The sequence below is a fragment of the Janthinobacterium sp. BHSEK genome (assembly GCF_056174685.1).
In genome coordinates, this window is sequence record NZ_JBWBYV010000003.1 from 142,955 (window position 1) to 161,420 (window position 18,466).

14 protein-coding genes are annotated in these 18,466 nt (G+C 65.7%); 5 read left to right on the forward strand and 9 right to left on the reverse strand.

The features are described from left to right. Positions 1 to 150 precede the first annotated feature (150 nt). Positions 151 to 1,344, forward strand: a complete 1,194-nt coding sequence (locus AC0V2Y_RS01345; protein WP_475413577.1) for an aminotransferase-like domain-containing protein — start codon at positions 151 to 153, stop codon at positions 1,342 to 1,344. A 290-nt stretch (positions 1,345 to 1,634) separates the two neighbouring features. Further along, a complete protein-coding gene (locus AC0V2Y_RS01350) occupies positions 1,635 to 2,993 on the forward strand; it encodes a diguanylate cyclase (protein WP_475413578.1) in 1,359 nt (452 codons plus the stop codon). Positions 2,994 to 3,251: 258 nt separating this feature from the next. Here AC0V2Y_RS01350 and AC0V2Y_RS01355 read toward each other — a convergent pair whose 3' ends face one another. From AC0V2Y_RS01355 to AC0V2Y_RS01375, 5 genes are all read right to left on the reverse strand, one after another. After that, the gene (locus tag AC0V2Y_RS01355) at positions 3,252 to 5,525 is read right to left on the reverse strand and encodes a TonB-dependent hemoglobin/transferrin/lactoferrin family receptor (RefSeq protein WP_475413579.1); all 2,274 of its coding nucleotides are present in this window, start codon (positions 5,523 to 5,525) and stop codon (positions 3,252 to 3,254) included. A gap of 245 nt (positions 5,526 to 5,770) precedes the next feature. Further along, entirely contained in the window at positions 5,771 to 7,348 is a 1,578-nt protein-coding gene (locus AC0V2Y_RS01360; RefSeq protein WP_475413580.1) for an FGGY-family carbohydrate kinase, read from the reverse strand. Between the two features lie 4 nt (positions 7,349 to 7,352). Beyond that, positions 7,353 to 7,742, reverse strand: a complete 390-nt coding sequence (locus AC0V2Y_RS01365; protein ID WP_475413581.1) for a hypothetical protein — start codon at positions 7,740 to 7,742, stop codon at positions 7,353 to 7,355. Next, the gene (locus tag AC0V2Y_RS01370; RefSeq protein ID WP_475413582.1) at positions 7,706 to 9,274 is read right to left on the reverse strand and encodes a glycerol-3-phosphate dehydrogenase/oxidase; all 1,569 of its coding nucleotides are present in this window, start codon (positions 9,272 to 9,274) and stop codon (positions 7,706 to 7,708) included. Before AC0V2Y_RS01370 ends, AC0V2Y_RS01365 begins: the two co-directional genes overlap by 37 nt. Beyond that, entirely contained in the window at positions 9,271 to 10,881 is a 1,611-nt protein-coding gene (locus tag AC0V2Y_RS01375; protein WP_475413583.1) for an FAD-binding oxidoreductase, read from the reverse strand. Before AC0V2Y_RS01375 ends, AC0V2Y_RS01370 begins: the two co-directional genes overlap by 4 nt. A gap of 140 nt (positions 10,882 to 11,021) precedes the next feature. On the opposite strand from AC0V2Y_RS01375, the gene AC0V2Y_RS01380 reads away from it, so the two are divergent. From AC0V2Y_RS01380 to AC0V2Y_RS01390, 3 genes are all read left to right on the forward strand, one after another. Continuing rightward, positions 11,022 to 12,110, forward strand: coding sequence for an AraC family transcriptional regulator (locus AC0V2Y_RS01380; RefSeq protein WP_475413584.1), 1,089 nt, complete (start codon positions 11,022 to 11,024; stop codon positions 12,108 to 12,110). 92 nt (positions 12,111 to 12,202) lie between these two features. Then, positions 12,203 to 12,985 carry a 3-hydroxybutyrate dehydrogenase gene (locus tag AC0V2Y_RS01385; protein ID WP_475413585.1) on the forward strand — a complete coding sequence of 261 codons (783 nt, stop codon included), beginning with the start codon at positions 12,203 to 12,205 and terminating at the stop codon, positions 12,983 to 12,985. A 172-nt stretch (positions 12,986 to 13,157) separates the two neighbouring features. Continuing rightward, positions 13,158 to 14,006: a DUF2071 domain-containing protein gene (locus AC0V2Y_RS01390; protein ID WP_475413586.1), complete on the forward strand. Its 849-nt coding sequence runs from the start codon at positions 13,158 to 13,160 to the stop codon at positions 14,004 to 14,006. Here AC0V2Y_RS01390 and AC0V2Y_RS01395 read toward each other — a convergent pair. The 4 genes from AC0V2Y_RS01395 to AC0V2Y_RS01410 form a co-directional block, all read right to left on the reverse strand. Then, positions 13,978 to 15,621 carry a methyl-accepting chemotaxis protein gene (locus tag AC0V2Y_RS01395; RefSeq protein WP_475413587.1) on the reverse strand — a complete coding sequence of 548 codons (1,644 nt, stop codon included), beginning with the start codon at positions 15,619 to 15,621 and terminating at the stop codon, positions 13,978 to 13,980. The genes AC0V2Y_RS01390 and AC0V2Y_RS01395 overlap by 29 nt on opposite strands. A 145-nt stretch (positions 15,622 to 15,766) precedes the next feature. Next, positions 15,767 to 17,017: an HD-GYP domain-containing protein gene (locus tag AC0V2Y_RS01400; protein ID WP_475413588.1), complete on the reverse strand. Its 1,251-nt coding sequence runs from the start codon at positions 17,015 to 17,017 to the stop codon at positions 15,767 to 15,769. A gap of 347 nt (positions 17,018 to 17,364) precedes the next feature. Beyond that, positions 17,365 to 17,961 (reverse strand): hypothetical protein, encoded by a 597-nt coding sequence (locus AC0V2Y_RS01405; RefSeq protein WP_475413589.1) that lies wholly within the window; start codon positions 17,959 to 17,961, stop codon positions 17,365 to 17,367. Positions 17,962 to 18,023: 62 nt separating this feature from the next. Further along, entirely contained in the window at positions 18,024 to 18,389 is a 366-nt protein-coding gene (locus AC0V2Y_RS01410; RefSeq protein WP_475413590.1) for a winged helix-turn-helix transcriptional regulator, read from the reverse strand. Positions 18,390 to 18,466 lie beyond the last annotated feature (77 nt).

Here is an 18,466-nt window from a genome sequence, read left to right on the forward strand (position 1 = left end):
CGTTGCGCGTGCGGATGGGCACGGCGGCGTGCAAGCCGTACAATACCGCAGCACCATGGCGGCGCCTATCCGGCGCCGCTTGCGCACGCACCGCCACAAGCGGGCCAACAAATCCAGCCGGCGCAGCTCGGCATCTTCTGTGAGACTCGTATGAAAATTGAAAATCCGAATCCGATCCAATGGCGCTTTGCCGAACGCGCGGAACAGCTGCAAAGCTCGTTCATCCGCGAAATCCTGAAGATCACGCAGCGTCCCGAGATCATCTCGTTTGCCGGCGGCCTGCCCTCGCCCGCCACCTTCCCCGTGGAAGAAATGAAGACCGCCTTCGACAAGGTCCTGTCGAACAATGGCAAGGTGGCCCTGCAATACGGCCCCACCGACGGCTACCTGCCGCTGCGCCAGTGGATCGCCGACTCGCTGTCCAGCAATGGCAGCACCATCCTGCCGGAACAGGTGCTGATGACGTCCGGCTCGCAGCAGGCGCTGGACTTGCTGGGCAAGGTCCTGATCGACGAAGGCAGCAAGGTATTGGTGGAAACCCCCAGCTACCTGGGCGCCCTGCAGGCGTTTTCCGTCTACCGTCCCGAATTCGTTTCCGTCGATACCGATGACGAAGGCCTGGTGCCGTCGTCGATCGACCCCGTCGCCGATGGCGCGCGGCTCTTGTACGCGCTGCCGAACTTCCAGAACCCGACGGGCCGCAGCCTGTCCGTGGCGCGCCGCGTGGAACTGGTGGAGACCTGCGCCCGCCACGGCCTGCCGCTGATCGAGGATGATCCGTACGGCGCCCTGAGCTACAGCGGCGAGCCGTATCCGAAGATGATCAACATGAATCCGGACGGCGTCATCTACATGGGCTCGTTCTCGAAAGTGCTCACGCCCGGCATCCGCCTCGGCTACGTGGTGGCGCCGATGCCGCTGGTGCGCCGCCTGGAACTGGCCAAGCAGGCGGCCGACCTGCACACCTCGCAGCTGACGCAGATGGTCGTGCATGAAGTGATCAAGGATGGCTTCCTGGAGCGGCACATTCCCAGCATCCGCAACCTGTACGGCAACCAGTGCCAGGCCATGCTGTCGGCGCTGGAAGAGCACTTCCCGGCCGGCGTCACCTGGACCAAGCCGGAAGGCGGCATGTTCATCTGGGTCACCCTGCCGAAACATATCGATGCGATGAAACTGCTCGACGAAGCCATCGCCAACAAGGTCGCCTTCGTGCCGGGCGCGCCGTTCTACGCGAACACGCCGGACACGCACACCCTGCGCCTGTCGTTCGTGACGGTGCCGCCGGAACGCATCCGCGAAGGCATCGCCATCCTGGGCAAACTGATCGCCGCAAAAATGTAACTCGCCTCTTCACGCCCCGCAGCCGCGGGGCGTGTCCCAGCTGCCCCAGCGCCACCGGGCACGCGTCTTTTCCGCCTAAAAAACGCTTTCACGATAGCAACTGCGTGTATTTATTTTTAAAAATATCATAAAAATAATACTTTCCCATCTCGCGAAACATCGATTTTTTCACCCAAAAAATTAGCAAGGCGGTATGATTTGACCGCTGTATCAGATTTGAATCCGCTCAGCATCACCGACAATGCAGCAAATGCTGGCAGCGCAGAGTACATCCGAGAAGGCCGGTAGCAATGAGTCCAGGCAGTGTGGGGCATTCCCAGCGGCAAGAAGCCGCGATTTTGATTGTCGACGATGCGCCGGCCAACCTTGAGCTGCTGCGCAAGCTGATGAGCGAGCAGGGTTATCAGACCTATGTCGCCACGTCCGGCGCACGGGCGCTGGAGATCGCCCAGCGCGCCCAGCCCGACCTGATCCTGCTCGACGTGATGATGCCGGACATGGATGGCATCGAGACGTGCCGCCGCCTCAAGCAGCACCCGCTGACGCAGCGCATCCCCGTCATCTTCATGAGCGCGAAGACGGAAACGGAAGACGTGGTGGCCGGCTTCGACTGCGGCGCCGTCGACTACATCAGCAAGCCGCTGCGCATGGCCGAAGTGCGCGCGCGCGTGCGCGCCCAGCTGCAAATCCGCAGCAACAATGAAACCCAGCAGGAACAGGCCGAGCGCCTGCGCACCATCGTCAACAACATGGCCGAGGGCTTGCTGATCATCGAGGCCGACGGGCGCATCCAGTACACCAACCCGGCCTGCGACCAGTATCTGGGCTACCGCGAAAACGAACTGGCTGGGCGTTCCATCGGCGAGCTGCTCAGCCCCCTCGTGACGCAGGAATACCTCGATTACTTCGCCATGCACGCGGCCAATCCGGAAAAGGCGCACAACCACGGCACGCGCGAAGTGGCGATCCGCCACCGCAACGGCGCGGCGCTGAGCATGGATCTGACCCTGACGCCCATGTATCTGCGCCAGCCCCTGTATATCGGCCTGCTGCACGATATCACGCACCACAAGCAGTCGGAAGACGCGCTGCAGCGCGCCGCCTATCTCGACCCGCTGACGCAGATCGCCAATCGCCGGCATTTCGACAGCTTCCTGGACAAAGAGTGGCAGCGCGCCGTGCGCGGCGGCGGCGCCCTGTCGCTGGTGGTGCTCGACGTCGACCACTTCAAGCTGTACAACGACAGCCTGGGCCACCCGGCCGGCGACAGCTGCCTGCAGCAGGTGGCGCAAGCCATCGATGCGCATGCCAGCCGCTCCGGCGACCTGGCGGCCCGCTACGGCGGCGAGGAATTCGTCCTGCTGTTTGCCGACACGGACGCGGCCAGCGCCCTGCACCTGGCCGAGGCCATCCGCGCCAGCATCGAAGCGCTGCGACTGCCGCACCCGCGCTCCAGCACCTCGCCGTGGATCACCGTCAGCATCGGCGTGGCGACCATCCGCCCGCACCAGCTGGACGACCGCGAAGCGCTGTTCGTCGCCGCCGACCGCGCCCTGTACGTGGCCAAGGAAGCGGGCCGCAACCAGGTCCGCGCCACGCACTCGGGCAGCACGGCCTGGGAAACGGTCAAGGCGATCGTTTTACGTTGACGTTTGAAGTTGGAAGTTGGAAGTTGGAAGTTGGAAGTTGGAAGTTGGAAGTTGGAAGTTGGAAGTTCAACGGAACATGCAACGGACCGGGAGTAGGCCCAAGTCACCAAAAAAGGCACTCCGGGCCAAGCGGGCCTGAAAAATGTCGAGGGCAAGGCGCAGCGACGCAGACAGTACGCATGTACGGCAAGGAAGCTGCAACGCCGCCATCGGCATTTTCTCAGGCCCGCGTCTCCGGCCCGCTATTCCTAAAATTAATCAAAACTTCCTCGACACGCTCAACTTCGCATTGCGTCCCACACCGGTGACCGCCTCGCTCAGGTAAGGCATGTAATTGCGGTTGAAGACATTATCGACCGTCAGCCGCACTTCCGTGCCGCGCCACACGCCCTGCCTGCCATTCCACGACGCGAACAAGGTATGCAGCGCATAGCCTTTCGACGGCGGCAGACGGTAGACATTCCCCACCGGCAGCACGCGCTCCTGCTTCGCCACGAAGCGGCCCTGCCAGCCCATGCTGGCGCCAAGGTCGGGCATGCGCCAGCCCAGGCCCGCCATCAATTTATCGGGCGCGATGGTCGATACGGGTTCGTCCCGGCCCCACGGGTCGCGCTGGGAACCCGTGCGCGTGCCGCGCTGCTTCGACAGCGAGGCGCTGGCGAACAGGCGCGGCGAATTGTAGTAGGACTCCACCTCCACGCCCTGCGTATGGAAACCGGCCAGGTTGCGGTAGTCGGACAGCGCCGGCGGCACCTTGCCCGATCCCGGCACATAGCCTTCGATCAGGATGCCCAGGCGCGGGCCGATATTGTCGCTGACCTTGTTGCGGTACGCCGTCAGGCGCAGCTGCACGTCGTCGCGCTCCATGAAGACGTTCTGGCGGTGCAGCATGACGCCCGTGCGCACGGCCGTCACGCGCTCGACGGCCAGGTCGCGGCTGGTGCCCGGCGTCGATGAACCGAGCCGGGACGACACATAGTATTCGTTCGAATACATCTCGTCGATCGTCGGCGCGCGCCAGGTGCGACTCAAGTCGCCGAACAAGGCCAACGTGCCGGACGCCTTCCAGAACAGACCCAGGCGGGGCGACCAGTCTTCGTGCGCCTTTTCGCTGAAGTCGTGGCCGGCCGCCGCCAGCTGGCTGTTGTAGCGCGACGCCTTGTTCGGCACGCCTTCGGAGACGACCCGGTCGTGGCGCAGGGCCGCCGTCAGCGTCAGGTCGCCATACGTCATCGCATCCTGCAGATACAGGCCCGTGGTTTCCTGGCGCCCGGCCGGCATGTAATAGGGCTGGAAGTAGCCGTAGTTGTAGCTGGGGTCTTTCAGCGCCGTCGACGACGGATAGTACATCAGGGTGTCGCGCACATTCTTGTGCCATTGCAGGCCCGTTTGCAGCACGTGCGACACGGCGCCCGTCGCAAACACGCTTTCGTTGCGCACCTCCGCGATGCGGTCCACGTACGAGGCCCAGCTCTCGTTGCCGAGGGAGCCCAGGTAGGAACCGAGCGAAGCGGACGGCAGGCGCTTGTCATGCTGGTCCGTGTGCGAATAGCCGGCGCTGGCCGTCAGCTTGATCCATGGATTATCTTGCGGCGCGTACTGCCACTTCACGGAATAGGTGTCGTCGTCCTGGTCGCGGTAGACGGCCTTGCGCTGCCACGCCTCTTCCAGTCCATACTTTTTGATTTCCGCCTCGGTCGGCGTGGGCACGTCCTCGCCCATGGCGGCGAACGGACCCCAGCCCGAACTGCCGCCCTTCATCGCCGTCAGGGTCAGCAGCTGCTCCGGCGTCAGCCGGATATTCAGCTTGGCCAGGCTCGATGGCGCGTCGATGGCGGAAAAGCGGAATGGCTTGCCGTCGGGTTTGCGCAAATCGTCGGACTTGCGCTGCGTGGTAAACGCCATCGCATCGAAGCGGCCGTCTTGCGTGCGGCCGTAGACGGCCACGGTGGCGTCGTTTTCGCCATTGTTCGAGTGGCGCGAGTACTTGAGCATGGCGCCCACGCTCTCGCCGCCTTCCAGCAAGTCCTGCGCATCCTTGGTCTCGACCGTGATGACGCCGCCGAAGCCGCCATTGCCGTACAAGCTAGTATGCGCGCCCTTGTTCACTTCGATCTGCTTGATCAGTTCCGGCTCGATGAAGATGGAGCCCTGGCGGTATTTCTCGAAGCCCTTGGGCACGCCGTCGAGGATGACTTTCACGTCCTGCACTTTATTGAAGCCCCAGATATTCAGGCTTTGGCCGCTGGGGCGGGCCGTGCCGGCCAGGTCCACGCCGGGCAAGGTATCGAGCAGCGAGGCGACATTGTCGGCCTGCTGGCGCTCGATGTCGGCGCTGTTGATGTACGAGCGTCCGGCCGTGCCGGCGCTGATGGCGTCGCCAAACACGCTGATGGCGGGCATCTGCACGGCGCCAGCCTTCTCGGCCTTGTCGGCCATGGCCGCCGCCCACGCATGGCCGTGCGCGCCGCCCAATGCCAGCGCCAGCGCGGCGGCCAGCGGGGTCAATCGTTGTTTGTTGCTGCTCTTCATCGCTATCCTTGCCTGGGTTTGCTGCTTCATGCTTGTGGAATGAAAAAATGCTGGGCAGAGGAAGGCGGTGCACGATCAAGCGGCGGCGTTGACGGAAGCGTTGCGGCGGAACCCTGCCCGCGCGGACACGCCGCCGGCGCAAGGCCGGCGGCGCACTGCAGTCACCGGGGATAAGTTGCCTTAGTGAAATGCGGAACACATCATATATCAGATGAGAATGATTCGCAATAGCATTTAAGACCTAGCTATTCCGGATAGCCGGTGATGTCTGCGATCTCGCGGTACAGCGGTTGCAGCCGCGCATACATCTTGCGATACACGCGCCGGTACAGCTGTTCGTAGATCTTGCGGTGCTCGGGATGGGGCTGGAAGACCTTGCCCTTGCGCGTCATCGCGTGCACGGCGGCGGGAAAGTCCGCATGCCAGCCCAGGCCCACGGCGGCGGCGATGGCCGCGCCCAGGCCCGAGCTTTCATACACGTGGGCGCGCGCGGCCGGCAAGCCGAAGATGTCGGCCGTCAGCTGCATGGCCGCGTCGCTTTGCGAACCGCCGCCGGCGATGCGCAGCTCCGTGATGGCAATGCCGCTGCGCCGCTCGATGCGCTCCTTGCCTTCGCGCAGCGCATACGCGAGGCCCTCGAGGATGGCGCGGTAGATGTGCGCGCGCGTGTGCACGTCGCCAAAGCCGATCATGGCGCCCTTCGCTTCCGGCCCAGGCACCTTGATGCCTGGACTCCAGTACGGCTGCAGCATCAGGCCCATGGAGCCGGGCGGCACGGCGTCGACCAGGCGGTCGAACAACGCTTCGGCGGACAAGCCCATGCCGTCTTCGGCCGCCGCCGCCCGTTCGCGGTCGCCGAACTGCTCCTTGAACCAGTTGACCATCCAGTAGCCGCGGAAAATCTGCACTTCCGTGCTGTAGGCGCCCGGCATGGCGGCCGGGTACGGCGGAATAAAGCGCGTCATTTCCACGTACTTGCGGCTGGTCGTGTTGATGGTGGCCGTGGTGCCGTAGCTCAGGCACGCCACGTGCGGCTCGACGCAGCCGGCGCCCAGCACCTCGCAGGCCTTGTCGGCCGCCGCCGCCAGCAGGGGCGTGCCCTCCGGGATGCCCGTCGCCGCGGCGGCCGATGCCGTGATGGCGCCCATGCGCGTGCCCGGCGTCACCAGTTCCGGCAGCATCGAGCGGCGAATGGCCAGCGCCTGCCACTTCCAGTCGAAGCGCCCTGCCCAGGCATGGCGCTTGTAGTCGAACGGGATGTAGGCCACTTGCGAGCCCGTTGAATCGATGTATTTTCCGCAGAGGCGGTGGTTCAAAAAACCCGACAGCAGCAGGAATTTGTGCGTGCGGCGCCAGATGTCGGGCTGGTGCGCGCTGATCCAGTTGATCTCGGCCTCGCGGCGGAAATACCGGATCGTGCCATCGAGGCGCGTGGCGCGGAACAGGGCGCGCCACCACGGCGCCAGGCGGGGAATATCGCGCGTGCTGCGCTGGTCCAGCCAGGTGATGGCGGGCCGCAACGGCGCGCCGTATGCATCCACGTTGACCACCGTGCCCCGCTGCGTGGTCACGGCCACGCCGGCCACCGAGGATTTGGCAATGTCCGTGCCGCGCCACAGCTGCTGGCACGCTTCGCACACGGCTTGCCAGTAACCGTCGGCGTCGTGCTCGGCCCAGCCGGGGTGGTCGGAGTAATACGCTTCGAGGAAAACCTGCGCCTTGGCCGCCAGCGTCCCTTCCCGGTCGAACAGCAGCGCGCGCACGCTTTGCGTGCCATTATCGATGGCAAGGATGTACGGTCCGGCGCCGCACTCGGTCGCCATGGCCTCAGCCCGCCAATGCGGCCAGCGCGGCGCGCAGCGCCTGCAGCAGCGCTTGCGGATCTTTTTCCGGCTGCGCGCTGAAGACGGGCGCTTCCCATTCCTGCCCCCGCACGGCCACCACGCGCAAGCGTCCCTGCTCGCTCCAGGCCGGATACCAGCCCACGTCGACGATGTCGCCATTCGCGCACGTGATTTGCAGCAGGTCTTCGCCCAGCTCGTCGACGAGGGTATCGACGGGCTGGCGAAGGTCCAGCGGCGACAGGCTGTCGTAGGTGATGCGCGCGTCGCCCAGCGCCAGGGGCTGGCCAAACAGGGTGGTGTCGATGATGCTCTCCTCTTGTTTATTTTTATGGTTTTTCAGTCGCCCTGCGGCACGCTGTAATGGCGGCGCCACAAGGCCAGGTAGCGCTGCTGCTCTTGCTCCCAGCGCGCATCGTCCCAGCCCAGTTCATGCTGGCAGATGGCGCGCAGGCGCGGCATGATAGCAAGCGCGCCGCCGGCCAGCTGCAAACCGAGACGCGTGCGCCGCAACAGCAAGTCGTCCAGGTGCTGCACGTCCTCGCTGCGCGCGCCCCAGCGCAGCTGCGCCCACAGGGTCTGCGTGCCGGGCACCGGCTCGAATTCGCCGTCCAGCGCCGCATCGCACAGCGCCTGCGCGGCAGCGCCATGACGGCCCAGCAGACGTACACGCTGCTCGCCGTCGAGCGCCAGGGCCTTGCCTGACAAGGGCGGCGTCGCATCGAAAATCGGCAAGGGACGCAAATCCGCTTGCCAGCCCGGCAGCAGCGGCGCGGCGCGGCGCAAGGCATCGAGGGCGATCACGCGGAACGTCGTCAGCTTGCCCCCCGCCACCGTCAGCAAGCCGTTTTCCAGCCATAGCGCATGTTCGCGCGCTTCCTTCGACGGGTCAAGCTGGCCGCTGTCGATGACGGGGCGCACGCCGGCAAACGTGGCCAGCACGTCGTCTTCGCCCAGCGCCAGCTGCGGAAATTGCCAGCGCAGCGCCGCCAGCAGGTAATCGAGTTCGCCGCGCGTGATGGCCGGCTCGCTTTCCAGGCCGCCGGCGTGATCGACATCGGTGGTGCCGACCAGGGTCACGCCCTCCCACGGATACGCAAACACGGGGCGGCCATCGTGCGGGTGCATCAGGCTGACGGCTTGCGCCAGCGGCAAACGCCAGGCCGGCAGCAACAGATGGCTGCCGCGCAGGGGCCGCAATTTCGGCGGCGCTCCCACCTGGCCCCGCAAGCCGTCGGCCCAGGCGCCCGTGGCGCTGATCACCAGGCGCGCGCGCGCGGTGCATGCCGTGCCATCGAGCGCATCGATCAAGGTGGCGCCGGCGACCTTGCCATCTTCCCGCAGCAGCGATGCCACGCCCAGGTAGTTGACGGCCACGCCGCCATGGCGCCGCGCCTCCTGCAGCACGCGCAGCACCAGGCGCGCATCGTCCGTCTTCGCGTCCTGGTACAGCATGCCGCCCCGCAGCCCGTCGCGCCGGACGTGCGGCGCCAGCATGGCAAAATCAGGCGCATCGACATAGCGGCGCGCGCGCTTGCCCGCCATCGCATCGTAGATGGCCAGGCCCAGCATGAACTGGCGCCGCCCCGGCTTCCTGCCCGCGTAGTCGCCGAAGGCGAAGCCCTGCGGCTCGACCAGCCCGGCCGCATCCGCCAGCAAGGCTTGCCGCTCATGCACCGATTCGCGCGTCAGCGCGAACTGGCCCTGCTTCAGGTAGCGCAAGCCGCCGTGTACCAGCTTCGACGAACGGCTCGACGTGCCCCAGGCGAAATCGCGCTGTTCTACCAGCAGCGCCGCCAGGCCGCGCCGCGCCGCTTCCAGCAGGATGCCGGCGCCCGTGATGCCGCCGCCGACGATCAGCACATCCCACTCGCGCGCCAGGACGCCCGGCAGCGCCTCCCTGTTCATGACGCACCGCCGGCGTCGGGCAGCAGTTTGCCGGGGTTCATCATGCCCTGCGGGTCGAACTGGCGCAGCAGCGCGCGCATGGCGGCGATGCCCAGCTCTCCCTTTTCCGCCGCCAGCCACGGCGCGTGGTCCGTGCCCACGCCATGCTGGTGGCTGATGGTGCCGCCGTTGGCGACGATGGCGGCGCCGGCCGCGTCCTTCAAGGTGCGCCAGCGCGCCATGTTGGCTTCAAAGGTGGGCGCCAGCCGGTACACATACGTGGTGTAGACGCTGGCGCCCTGCGCATACACGTGCGACAAATGCGTGTAGGCGTGCACCTGCTCGCCGTGCGCGGCCAGCGCGCTGACGCCCGCCTGCTCCAGCGCCGCCATCATCGCCGCCACGCGGGGCCAGTCGACGGCCGTTTCCACCGTGTCGATGACGTAGCCGTGTTCCCACGCGCCGTTGCGCAGGTAGACGTTGCGAAAGCGCCCCTGCTTCCATTTGTCGCCCATGTGGCGCCCCACGTGCACGCCCCCGTGCCGCCGCGCCAGCGCCAGCGCCCCGCGCAGGGCCGCGCGCGCCGGTTTCTCGTCGCCGCTGACGCCCAGCATCAGCATGCACCTGCCTTCGCCGCAGCCGCGCAGCGACAGGTAGCGTTCCAGCAGTCCCACGAGTTTTTTATGCCCGGCCAGGGTCAGCATGGTTTGCGTTTCGACCGCGTTCGACAGGCGCAGCATGCACAGGGGCAGGCGCGACTGGACCAGCGCCCGCACGGCCGCCTGCGCCCGGCCCCAGTCCGCAAAGAACACGGCGTGGAACGCCTCATACGACGGCAGCGGCGAGACGCGCACGGTGGCCTGCGTCAGGATGCCCAGCCGCCCTTCGGAGCCGAGCACCATTTCGCGCAGGTCGATGCCGGCCGCCGAGGCGGGAAACGTGGGAATCGTCAGGGTGCCGGACGGCGTTTCCATCTCGCCGCCCGCGAATAGCTGCTCGATGCGGCCGTAGCGCAACGATTGCTGGCCCGACGAGCGCGTGGCGATCCAGCCGCCCAAGGTCGAATATTCGAACGACTGCGGATAGTGGCCCAGGGTGTAGCCCTGCGCGCGCAGCTGCGCTTCCAGGTCGGGGCCATACACGCCCGCGCCGAACGTGGCCAGCTGCGCTTCGCGGTCCAGGTGGGCCAGCGCGCACAGGCGGGTCAGGCTGAGCGACAGCACGGGACGGGGTCCCGCCGCCACCGTCAAATGCCCGGCCACGCTGGTGCCGCCGCCGTGGGGTATCACGGCCACGCACGCCTGGCGCGCATACGCGAGCAGCTGGCGCACCTGCAGCGCGCTGTCGGGAAAGGCCACGCCGTCGGGCACCGCGCCGATGCGGCCGTGGCGTAATTTAAACCAGTCGGGCAGGCTTTGACCGAGCGCATGACGCACGCGCGTGGCAGGCTGGGTGTCGATCAGCGGATGCGGCGCCAGGCGCGACGCGGGCACCTGCGCGCAGGCGTCGTCGAAGCTGGCGTCCGCGATGGGACTGCCCGGCCCCAGGCGCCCGCGCAAAAAAGCCAGCGCATCCTCGCCCAGCGCATACGTGATGCTGTCGTCTCCCCAGCCATTCCAGCGTTGCATGAACATCCCCTGTGTTGCGGCCAGTTGCGCGCCACGACGGCTTGCTATACTGTGTTTGCCTGATTTTCTTGCTAGATCAATAGCATATGCCGCCACAGACGAAGGGTATTGGTTTTTCATGACAATCGCATTGTTCCATCATGACAAGCACTGACGGCCGGGTCGCCGGCGCCTATCTGCTGCCGCTGCTGGAAGCGGCAAGCGCGCACGGTATCGATAGCGCCACCCTGGCGCAGGCGGCCGGCGTGGCGCCGCACGGACTGGAAGCGGCCGCGCCTGGCCTGGGCCTGGCCGCGCGCGACTACGTGCGCCTGCTCGATGCGGGCGCGCAGCTGGCGGGCGATGCGCATTTCGGCCTGCACGTGGGCCAGCGCGTGCGCATGGGCACGTACAGCGCGTATGGCTTGATCTTGCTCAGTTGCGGCAACGTGGGCCAGGCGCTGGAACAGACGGCCCGCTACGAACGGCTGGCGCACGACCTGGGCCGCTCGACCCTGGAGCGCGACGGCGCCATCGCGCATTACCGCTGGGCCAGCAACTACCCGGGCGCCAGCCGGCACCTGGTCGACAGCGTCTTTGCCGGTGTCAAAGTGTGCGGCGACTGGCTGGCCGGCATGCCGCTGCCGCCGGCCCGCCTGGCATTCACCCACGATGGCGGCGGCGACTTGCTGCGCCACGCGGCCCACCGCGACGAATACGTGCGCGTGCTGGGCAGCCTGCCCGCCTTCAACGCCCCCGCCAACACGGCCACCTTCGACGCGCAATTGCTGGACTGGCCCGTGCCGAACGCCGACGTCAGCCTGTATCCCGTGCTGTGCCGGCATGCGGAACAATTGCTGGCGCAGCGCGAGGCTGAAACAGGCACTGGCGGCACCATCGACGCGCAGGTGCACGCGGCCATCGTGGGAGGCTTGCGCCACGGTTCGGCGCGGCTGGCCACCGTTGCCGCCGCCCTGGCCGTCACGCCGCGCACCCTGCAGCGCAAGCTGGCCGACGCGGGCACCAGCTTCCAGGCCCTGCTGGACCAGGCCCGCTACGGCCTGGCGCGCGACTATCTGCGCGAGCCGGACCTGTCGCTGGTCGACATCGCCTTCCTGCTCGGCTACCAGGAACAAAGCGCGTTCAACCACGCGTTCCGCACCTGGTCGGGCACCAATCCCGGCGCCTGGCGCCTGCAGGAGATGCTGGACAGACAGCTTGATCGGCTTGACCGGCAGCAAGCCGTTTAGGCGTGCGCGGGGCATGCGTGGCCCGTTTTCTGGCTATACTGGCATAGTCAGGTTTTCCACGATCACTCCAACCCGCAATGCAAAGGATTAATATGCAACTCAAAGACAAAGTCGCACTGATTACCGGCGCCGCCAGCGGCATCGGCAAGGAAATGGCCGTCGAATACGCGAAACAGGGCGCCAAGGTCGTCATCGCCGACCTGGCCCTGGAAGCGGCCAGCAAGACGGCCGAGGAAATCAAGCAGTCGGGCGGTCAGGCGTTTGCCGTCGCCATGGATGTCTCCAGCGAAGCGCAGGTCGACCAGGGCGTGGCGGACGCCGTGGCCCACTTCGGCGGCATCGATATCCTGATCAGCAACGCGGGCATCCAGATCATCAGCCCCGTCGTCGACTACCCGTTCGAGCAGTGGAAAAAGATGCTGGCCATTCACATGGACGGCGCCTTCCTCACCACGCGCGCCTGCATGCGCGAAATGATCAAGGCGGGCCGCGGCGGCGCCATCATCTACATGGGCTCCGTGCACTCGCACGAAGGCTCGCCGTTCAAGAGCGCCTACGTGGCGGCCAAGCACGGCTTGCTGGGCCTGGCCAAGGTGGTGGCCAAGGAAGGCGCGAAGGACGGCATCCGCGCCAACGTCATCTGCCCCGGCTTCGTGCGCACGCCGCTGGTCGACAAGCAGATCCCCGAACAGGCGGCCCAGCTGAACATCAGCGAAGAAGAGGTGATCAAGAAAGTGATGCTGAAAGACACCATCGACGGCGAATTCACCACCACGCAGGACGTGGCGCAAACGGCCATCTTCCTGGCGGCCTTCCCGTCAAACGCCCTGAGCGGCCAGTCCATCGTGGTCAGTCACGGCTGGCACATGCAATAATAGTGACGCCCGCCCACATCGGCTGCGCGGCGCCCTGTGCGGCCTGCGATGCTCGCTGTGCTCCAGCACAGCTGCGCGTCTCGGCCACACATCGCTGCCGCTCGCGATGATGTGGACGGGCGTTGCAGCGTCAGCGTATGAATCTTCCTGCGCCTTTCCAGAAAGTTCCCAATTGCAAGACAACACTTACCGCCACCCGCGCGCGGGCCGGTTCGGTCGGCTGCTTGCCGCGCTCGCCAATTCCACGCGTTTCGCCAACATGCGCCAGGCCGTCATGTCGCGCCTGCCCTTCCTGAAACTGCACAGCGACGTGCGCGACGTCGTCTACGTGAGCTGGCTGGTCGACGCCGCTGCGGCGCAGACATTATTGCCGCCGGGCGTGGCCCTGTGGCAGCGCGACGGCAAGACGCCATTCACCGTGCTGACCTACCGCCACGGGCATTTCGGCCCCGCCCTGTTCGGTCCGTTACGCAAGCTGCTGCCATCGCCACTGCAAAGCAACTGGCGTTTATATCTGGACCACACGCCAGCGGGCGCACCCGCCGTGCCCTGCGTGTACTTTCTGAAAAACATCATGGCCAGCCTGCCGCATGCGCTGGGCACGCGGCTGTTCAGCGATATCCTGCCGACCCACCTGGCCGCCGGCATGACGCTGGACGTCACGGCCACGCAGGCGCACTGCAGCATTGCCGGCGGCACCGGCAGCGCCCCGGCGCTCGACGTGCAGGCGGCCATCACGGCGGCGCATGGCCTCGATGCCGACTGGCAGCAACTGTTCGGCAACTGGCGCGACGCCGTCGCCTTCCTCGCCTGCCAGGATGCGGCCATCGCGCACGTGCCGCGCAACGGCAAGCTGGTCTTCGGCGAAATCGACTTGCCCGTTGATGTGGATCAAGTGCAAGCGCTGACGGCCTGGCGCGCCGACTGCGGCTTGCTGGGGCAGTTGCCGCCCCTATCGAAGCCGTTCGCCTTTCTCGTACCGCAAGTGGCCTTCAAGGCGCTGTCAGAGCGCCTGCTGTAGCACGGCGGCGCTCGGGTGCGCGCAGGGGCGTCGCCTGGCCGCCGCGCCGCCGTTCCAGCTTGAACAGAGCCATCGCCTGTTCCAGCTGCAAGGTCTGGTCTTGCAGCGATGCCGAGGCGGCCGCCGACTCCTCCACCAGCGCCGCGTTCTGCTGCGTCACTTCATCCATTTGCGTGACGGCCATGTTGACCTGGCCGATGCCGTGGCTTTGCTCGCGCGAGGCCGAGGCGATCTCTTCCATGATGCCGTGCACGCCCTGCACGGCGCCCAGCATTTCGGCGCTGCTTGCGCCCGCCTGCCGCGCCAGCTTCGCGCCCGCCTGCACCTGCTCCAGCGATGCCGTGATCAATTGCTTGATTTCCGTGGCGGCCGCCGCGCTGCGGTGGGCCAGGCTGCGCACTTCGCCCGCCACGACGGCAAAACCGCGCCCCTGGTCGCCCGCGCGCGCCGCTTCCACGGCCGCGTTCAGGGCCAGGATATTCGTCTGGAAGGCGATGCCTTCGATAATGCCGGTAATGTCGCCGATCTTCTTCGACGAGGCGTCAATGTCCGCCATCATCGTCACCATCTGGCCGACGATCTCGCCGCCGCGCCCTGCCAGGCCGTGCACCTTGCCCGCCATGTCGCTGGCCTGCACGGCATTGCCGCTATTCTGCTGCACCGTGGCCGCCAGCTGCTCCATGCTCGACGCCGTCTGCTGCAGGGCCGACGCCTGTGCTTCCGTGCGGCCCGACAAGTCCATATTGCCGGCGGCGATTTCCTGGCTGGCCATGCTGATGCGCAGGAAGTTGCCGCGCACGTCGCCGACGATGGAATGCAGGTTCACGCGCAACTGGCGCAAGGAGCGCAACAGCTGCCCCATCTCGTCGCGCCGCGTGGTGTCGAGCTCGCCCGTCAGGTCGCCGCCCGCCATCACGTCACACGCCTGGCGCGCCCGCTGCAGCGGCTGCAGCACTACCTTGTGCAAGGCATGCCAGAAATACAGGGTCAAGCAGAGGGCCAGCACGGACAGGCCCGTCAGCCAGCCGTGGGCCGCCTCCGGCAGCACGCCCGCATCCCACGCCAGTTGCAGCAGCAACAACAGGGACAACGAACCCAGGTTCCAGCCGATGCGCTTGCCCAGCGGCAGGTCGCGCAGGCGCGCCAGCCTGGCCAGCCAGCCCGTGTGCACGGCGGCGCCCTGGCTGAGGGCGATGCCGCCGGCCTGTCCCGCCTTGATGCGCGCGTACAGGGCCGACGCCTGTGCCACCTGCTGGCGCGTGGGCTTGGTGCGCACGGACATGTAGCCGACGGCCACGCCGTCCTCGACCACGGGCGTCACGTTCGCCAGCACCCAGTAATAATCGCCGTTCTTGCAGCGGTTTTTCACCATGCCGCTCCACGAGCGCCCCGAGCGGATGGTGGCCCAGAAATCGGCGAACGCTTCGACCGGCATGTCCGGATGCCGGAGGATGTTTTGCGGCGCGCCGATCAATTCTTCCGCGCTGTACCCGCTGACGGCGATGAAATACGGATTGGCATACGTGATATTGCCTTGCAAGTCGGTAGTCGAGACGATGGTCTCGGTATCGCTCAAGTTGACTTCGGTATCGCTGACGGGAAGATTGAGTCGCATGGTCACATCCTCAGTGGTAGCCCGTACGGTGACGGGGAAGCGGACAAGGAACGGTCGCCAGCCAGCAAAGCGGGCCCGGCACTGGCACCATTATTTTAATATTTTATTATTAACAAAATGCACTTTATTACGGCCGTGCCAGCCGTCATGCCACGGCAGGTTCGCCGGCCCAGTAACGGTCGATGTCCTGCAAGCGCCACTGGGCTGCGCTTTCCGTGGAAACGATGCGCTCCTGGCAACCCGGCGCGGCCAGGTCCATGACGGTCGGCGCGATGCAGGTGCCGGCGCGGATGGAGAAAAACACGCGCACGCTGGGCTGGGTCAGCGGCTTGCCCGGCGCCTGTCCCACCACCACGGCCAGGCGCTCCGACTGCAGCCGCACGAGGGTGCCCAGCGGATAGATGCCCAGGCATTTGACGAAGGCGGCAAACAGTTGCGCGTCCAGGTGCCCGCCGCGCCAGCCTGCCATGCGGCGCAGCGAATCGGCCGGGCACCAGCCCTGCTTGTACGGACGGTTCGAGGTGATCGCGTCGTACACGTCACAGATGGCGCCCATGCGGGCAAACAGGCTGATTTCCTCGCCGCGCAGTCCCTTGGGGTAGCCGCTGCCATCGAATTTTTCATGGTGGTGCAGGCACACGTCGAGCGCCACCGGATCGATCTCGCCCACTTCCTGCAACATGCGGTGGCCGGCGGCCGGATGGGCGCGCACGGAGGAAAATTCCGCTTCGTTCAGGCTGCCCGGCTTGTTGAGGATGGTGGACGGCACGGCCATCTTGCCGATATCGTGCAGCAAGCCCGCCAGGCCGGCCGAGCGCACCTGTTCAGGCGCCAGGCCCAGTTCTCTGGCCAGCGCCGTCATCAACGCGCACACGGCCACCGAATGCATATACGTGTAATTGTCGGCGGTTTTCAGGCGCGCCAGGCCCAGCAGTACATCGCCGCCGCGCTGCACCGAGGCGGCGATATCGTCGACCAGTTCGTAAGCTTGCTCCGCAGACAAGGCCTTGCCCATGCGCACCTCGTCGAACATCGTCTGCACGGCCTGGCGCGAGCGTTCGATCAGGCGCCGGGCACGCGCCAGCTCCTCCTCGCGCGAGCGGGGCGGGTCCGCCTCGGCGACGGCGCCGGATTTGTTTGCGCGCACGGCGGCCGGCGCGGCTGCGGGAGCGCCTGCCGCGGCAGGCGGCGCGACGGGCGGCGCCACTTGCGGCGCCTGCCCGCGCGCCGTATCGATCCACACTTCGCACAAGCGTGCCGAGCGGATACGCTCCAGGTCAGCCGGCGACTCCAGCAAGAACGACCGCGTCCAGAAAGGGGTATCGAGCCAGGAACGGCCCAGACGTTCGACATACATTCCCAGCATGAGTTCGCTACTCGTTATTTTTTTCAGCACGGCGGTTCTCCAGACATTCAGATCGCAGCATTTACTTGCGCATTATCAATATCATACGCCAAAAAATAACGATTAAACCAAATAAATTGTTTTATATGGAAAAATCACAACAATCATAAAGATAATCACTAATTCTATCATTTTCGTTGTTGAAAAATATTAAATCAACAAATATATCAATTAATACATATTGGATTTACTTGACTGAATGTCTTGTACGGATGAGGGATGCGATATGCCTGCCGGCGGCCGCATGGGCCGCCGCACGGGCTTGACGTGCAGGAGGGAAAGACACCAGCGCCGTGCGCCCCGAACTGGGGCTGGCGCTATGGGAGGAGGAGTGCAGCTTAGCGCGGCACGTAGCGCCAGCCGGCGTTTTCCAGCATGAAGGTCAGTTCCGTCTTGATGCCTTCCGGACGGCTCGGCACGCTCAATTCCGTGTCGCACACGAGGTAGCCCGTTTTGCGCTTGACATCGCACTCGTTGACGGCCTTGACCTGCATGGTGCTTTGCGCTTCCTGCATCTGCACGTCCTTGGCCGCCTCCGGATTGCGCGCCACTTCTTCCTTGGCCCAGGCGCGTATCATCGCTTGCGCCTCGGCCGGCGACGGTCCCGCGAACTTGGCGTCCTTGCGCTCGACGCCGACCCAGGTGCCGTTATCGTTACGTAGCGGCAAGACCATAAAACCGTCGCGCATGCCGGCGCTCATGCCGACCAGACACACCACCTCGCCCGGCACTTCCTGCGACTCCTGGCAACCCTGCAGGCTGGTGGCCTTGACGGGAATGGGAACCGGTATCGACGATTGCATCCTGGCTTGCGTTTTGGCCACGCCCGCCTGCACGGCGGCCTGGATGTGTTCGAGCGTGGGCATGGTAGCGGCCTGGGCCGGCAAGGCGGCGAACAGGGCGGCGGCGGTCAGGGCGAGAGTAGTCAGGCGCATGGGTGTCTATAGTAGTGGTCAAAGGCCGGCAGTCTAGCACTTTGCATAAAAAACAGCTGTTTCTATAGAGAACTATCCACGGCATCGGGCGCGAGAAAGGCGCCGCCCCCGTCCGCCTGTCCGCGCAGGCGCAAGCCGATGGCGCGCAGCATCTCGACCAGCTCGCGCAGGCGCTGGCCCTCGTCCGTCAGTTGGTATTCCACCTTGACGGGCACTTCCGCATAGATCGTGCGCGTCAGCAAGCCCGCCGCTTCCAGCGCGCGCAAGTCCAGGGTCAGCATGCGCTGCGAGATATTCGGCACGGCGCGGCGGATTTCGCTGAAGCGCTTCGGCCCCGCCATCAGATAGCTGAGCAGCACCGCTCTCCAGCGCCCGCCCAGCAGACGCATGGCTTCTTCCACGGCGCAGCCGGAAACATTGTCTTTCATGGCGATCCCTACCTGGTATAAAAAATGTACCTATACCACATTATTCTGCCTTCTTCCAAATAGTAACTTATGCCGCT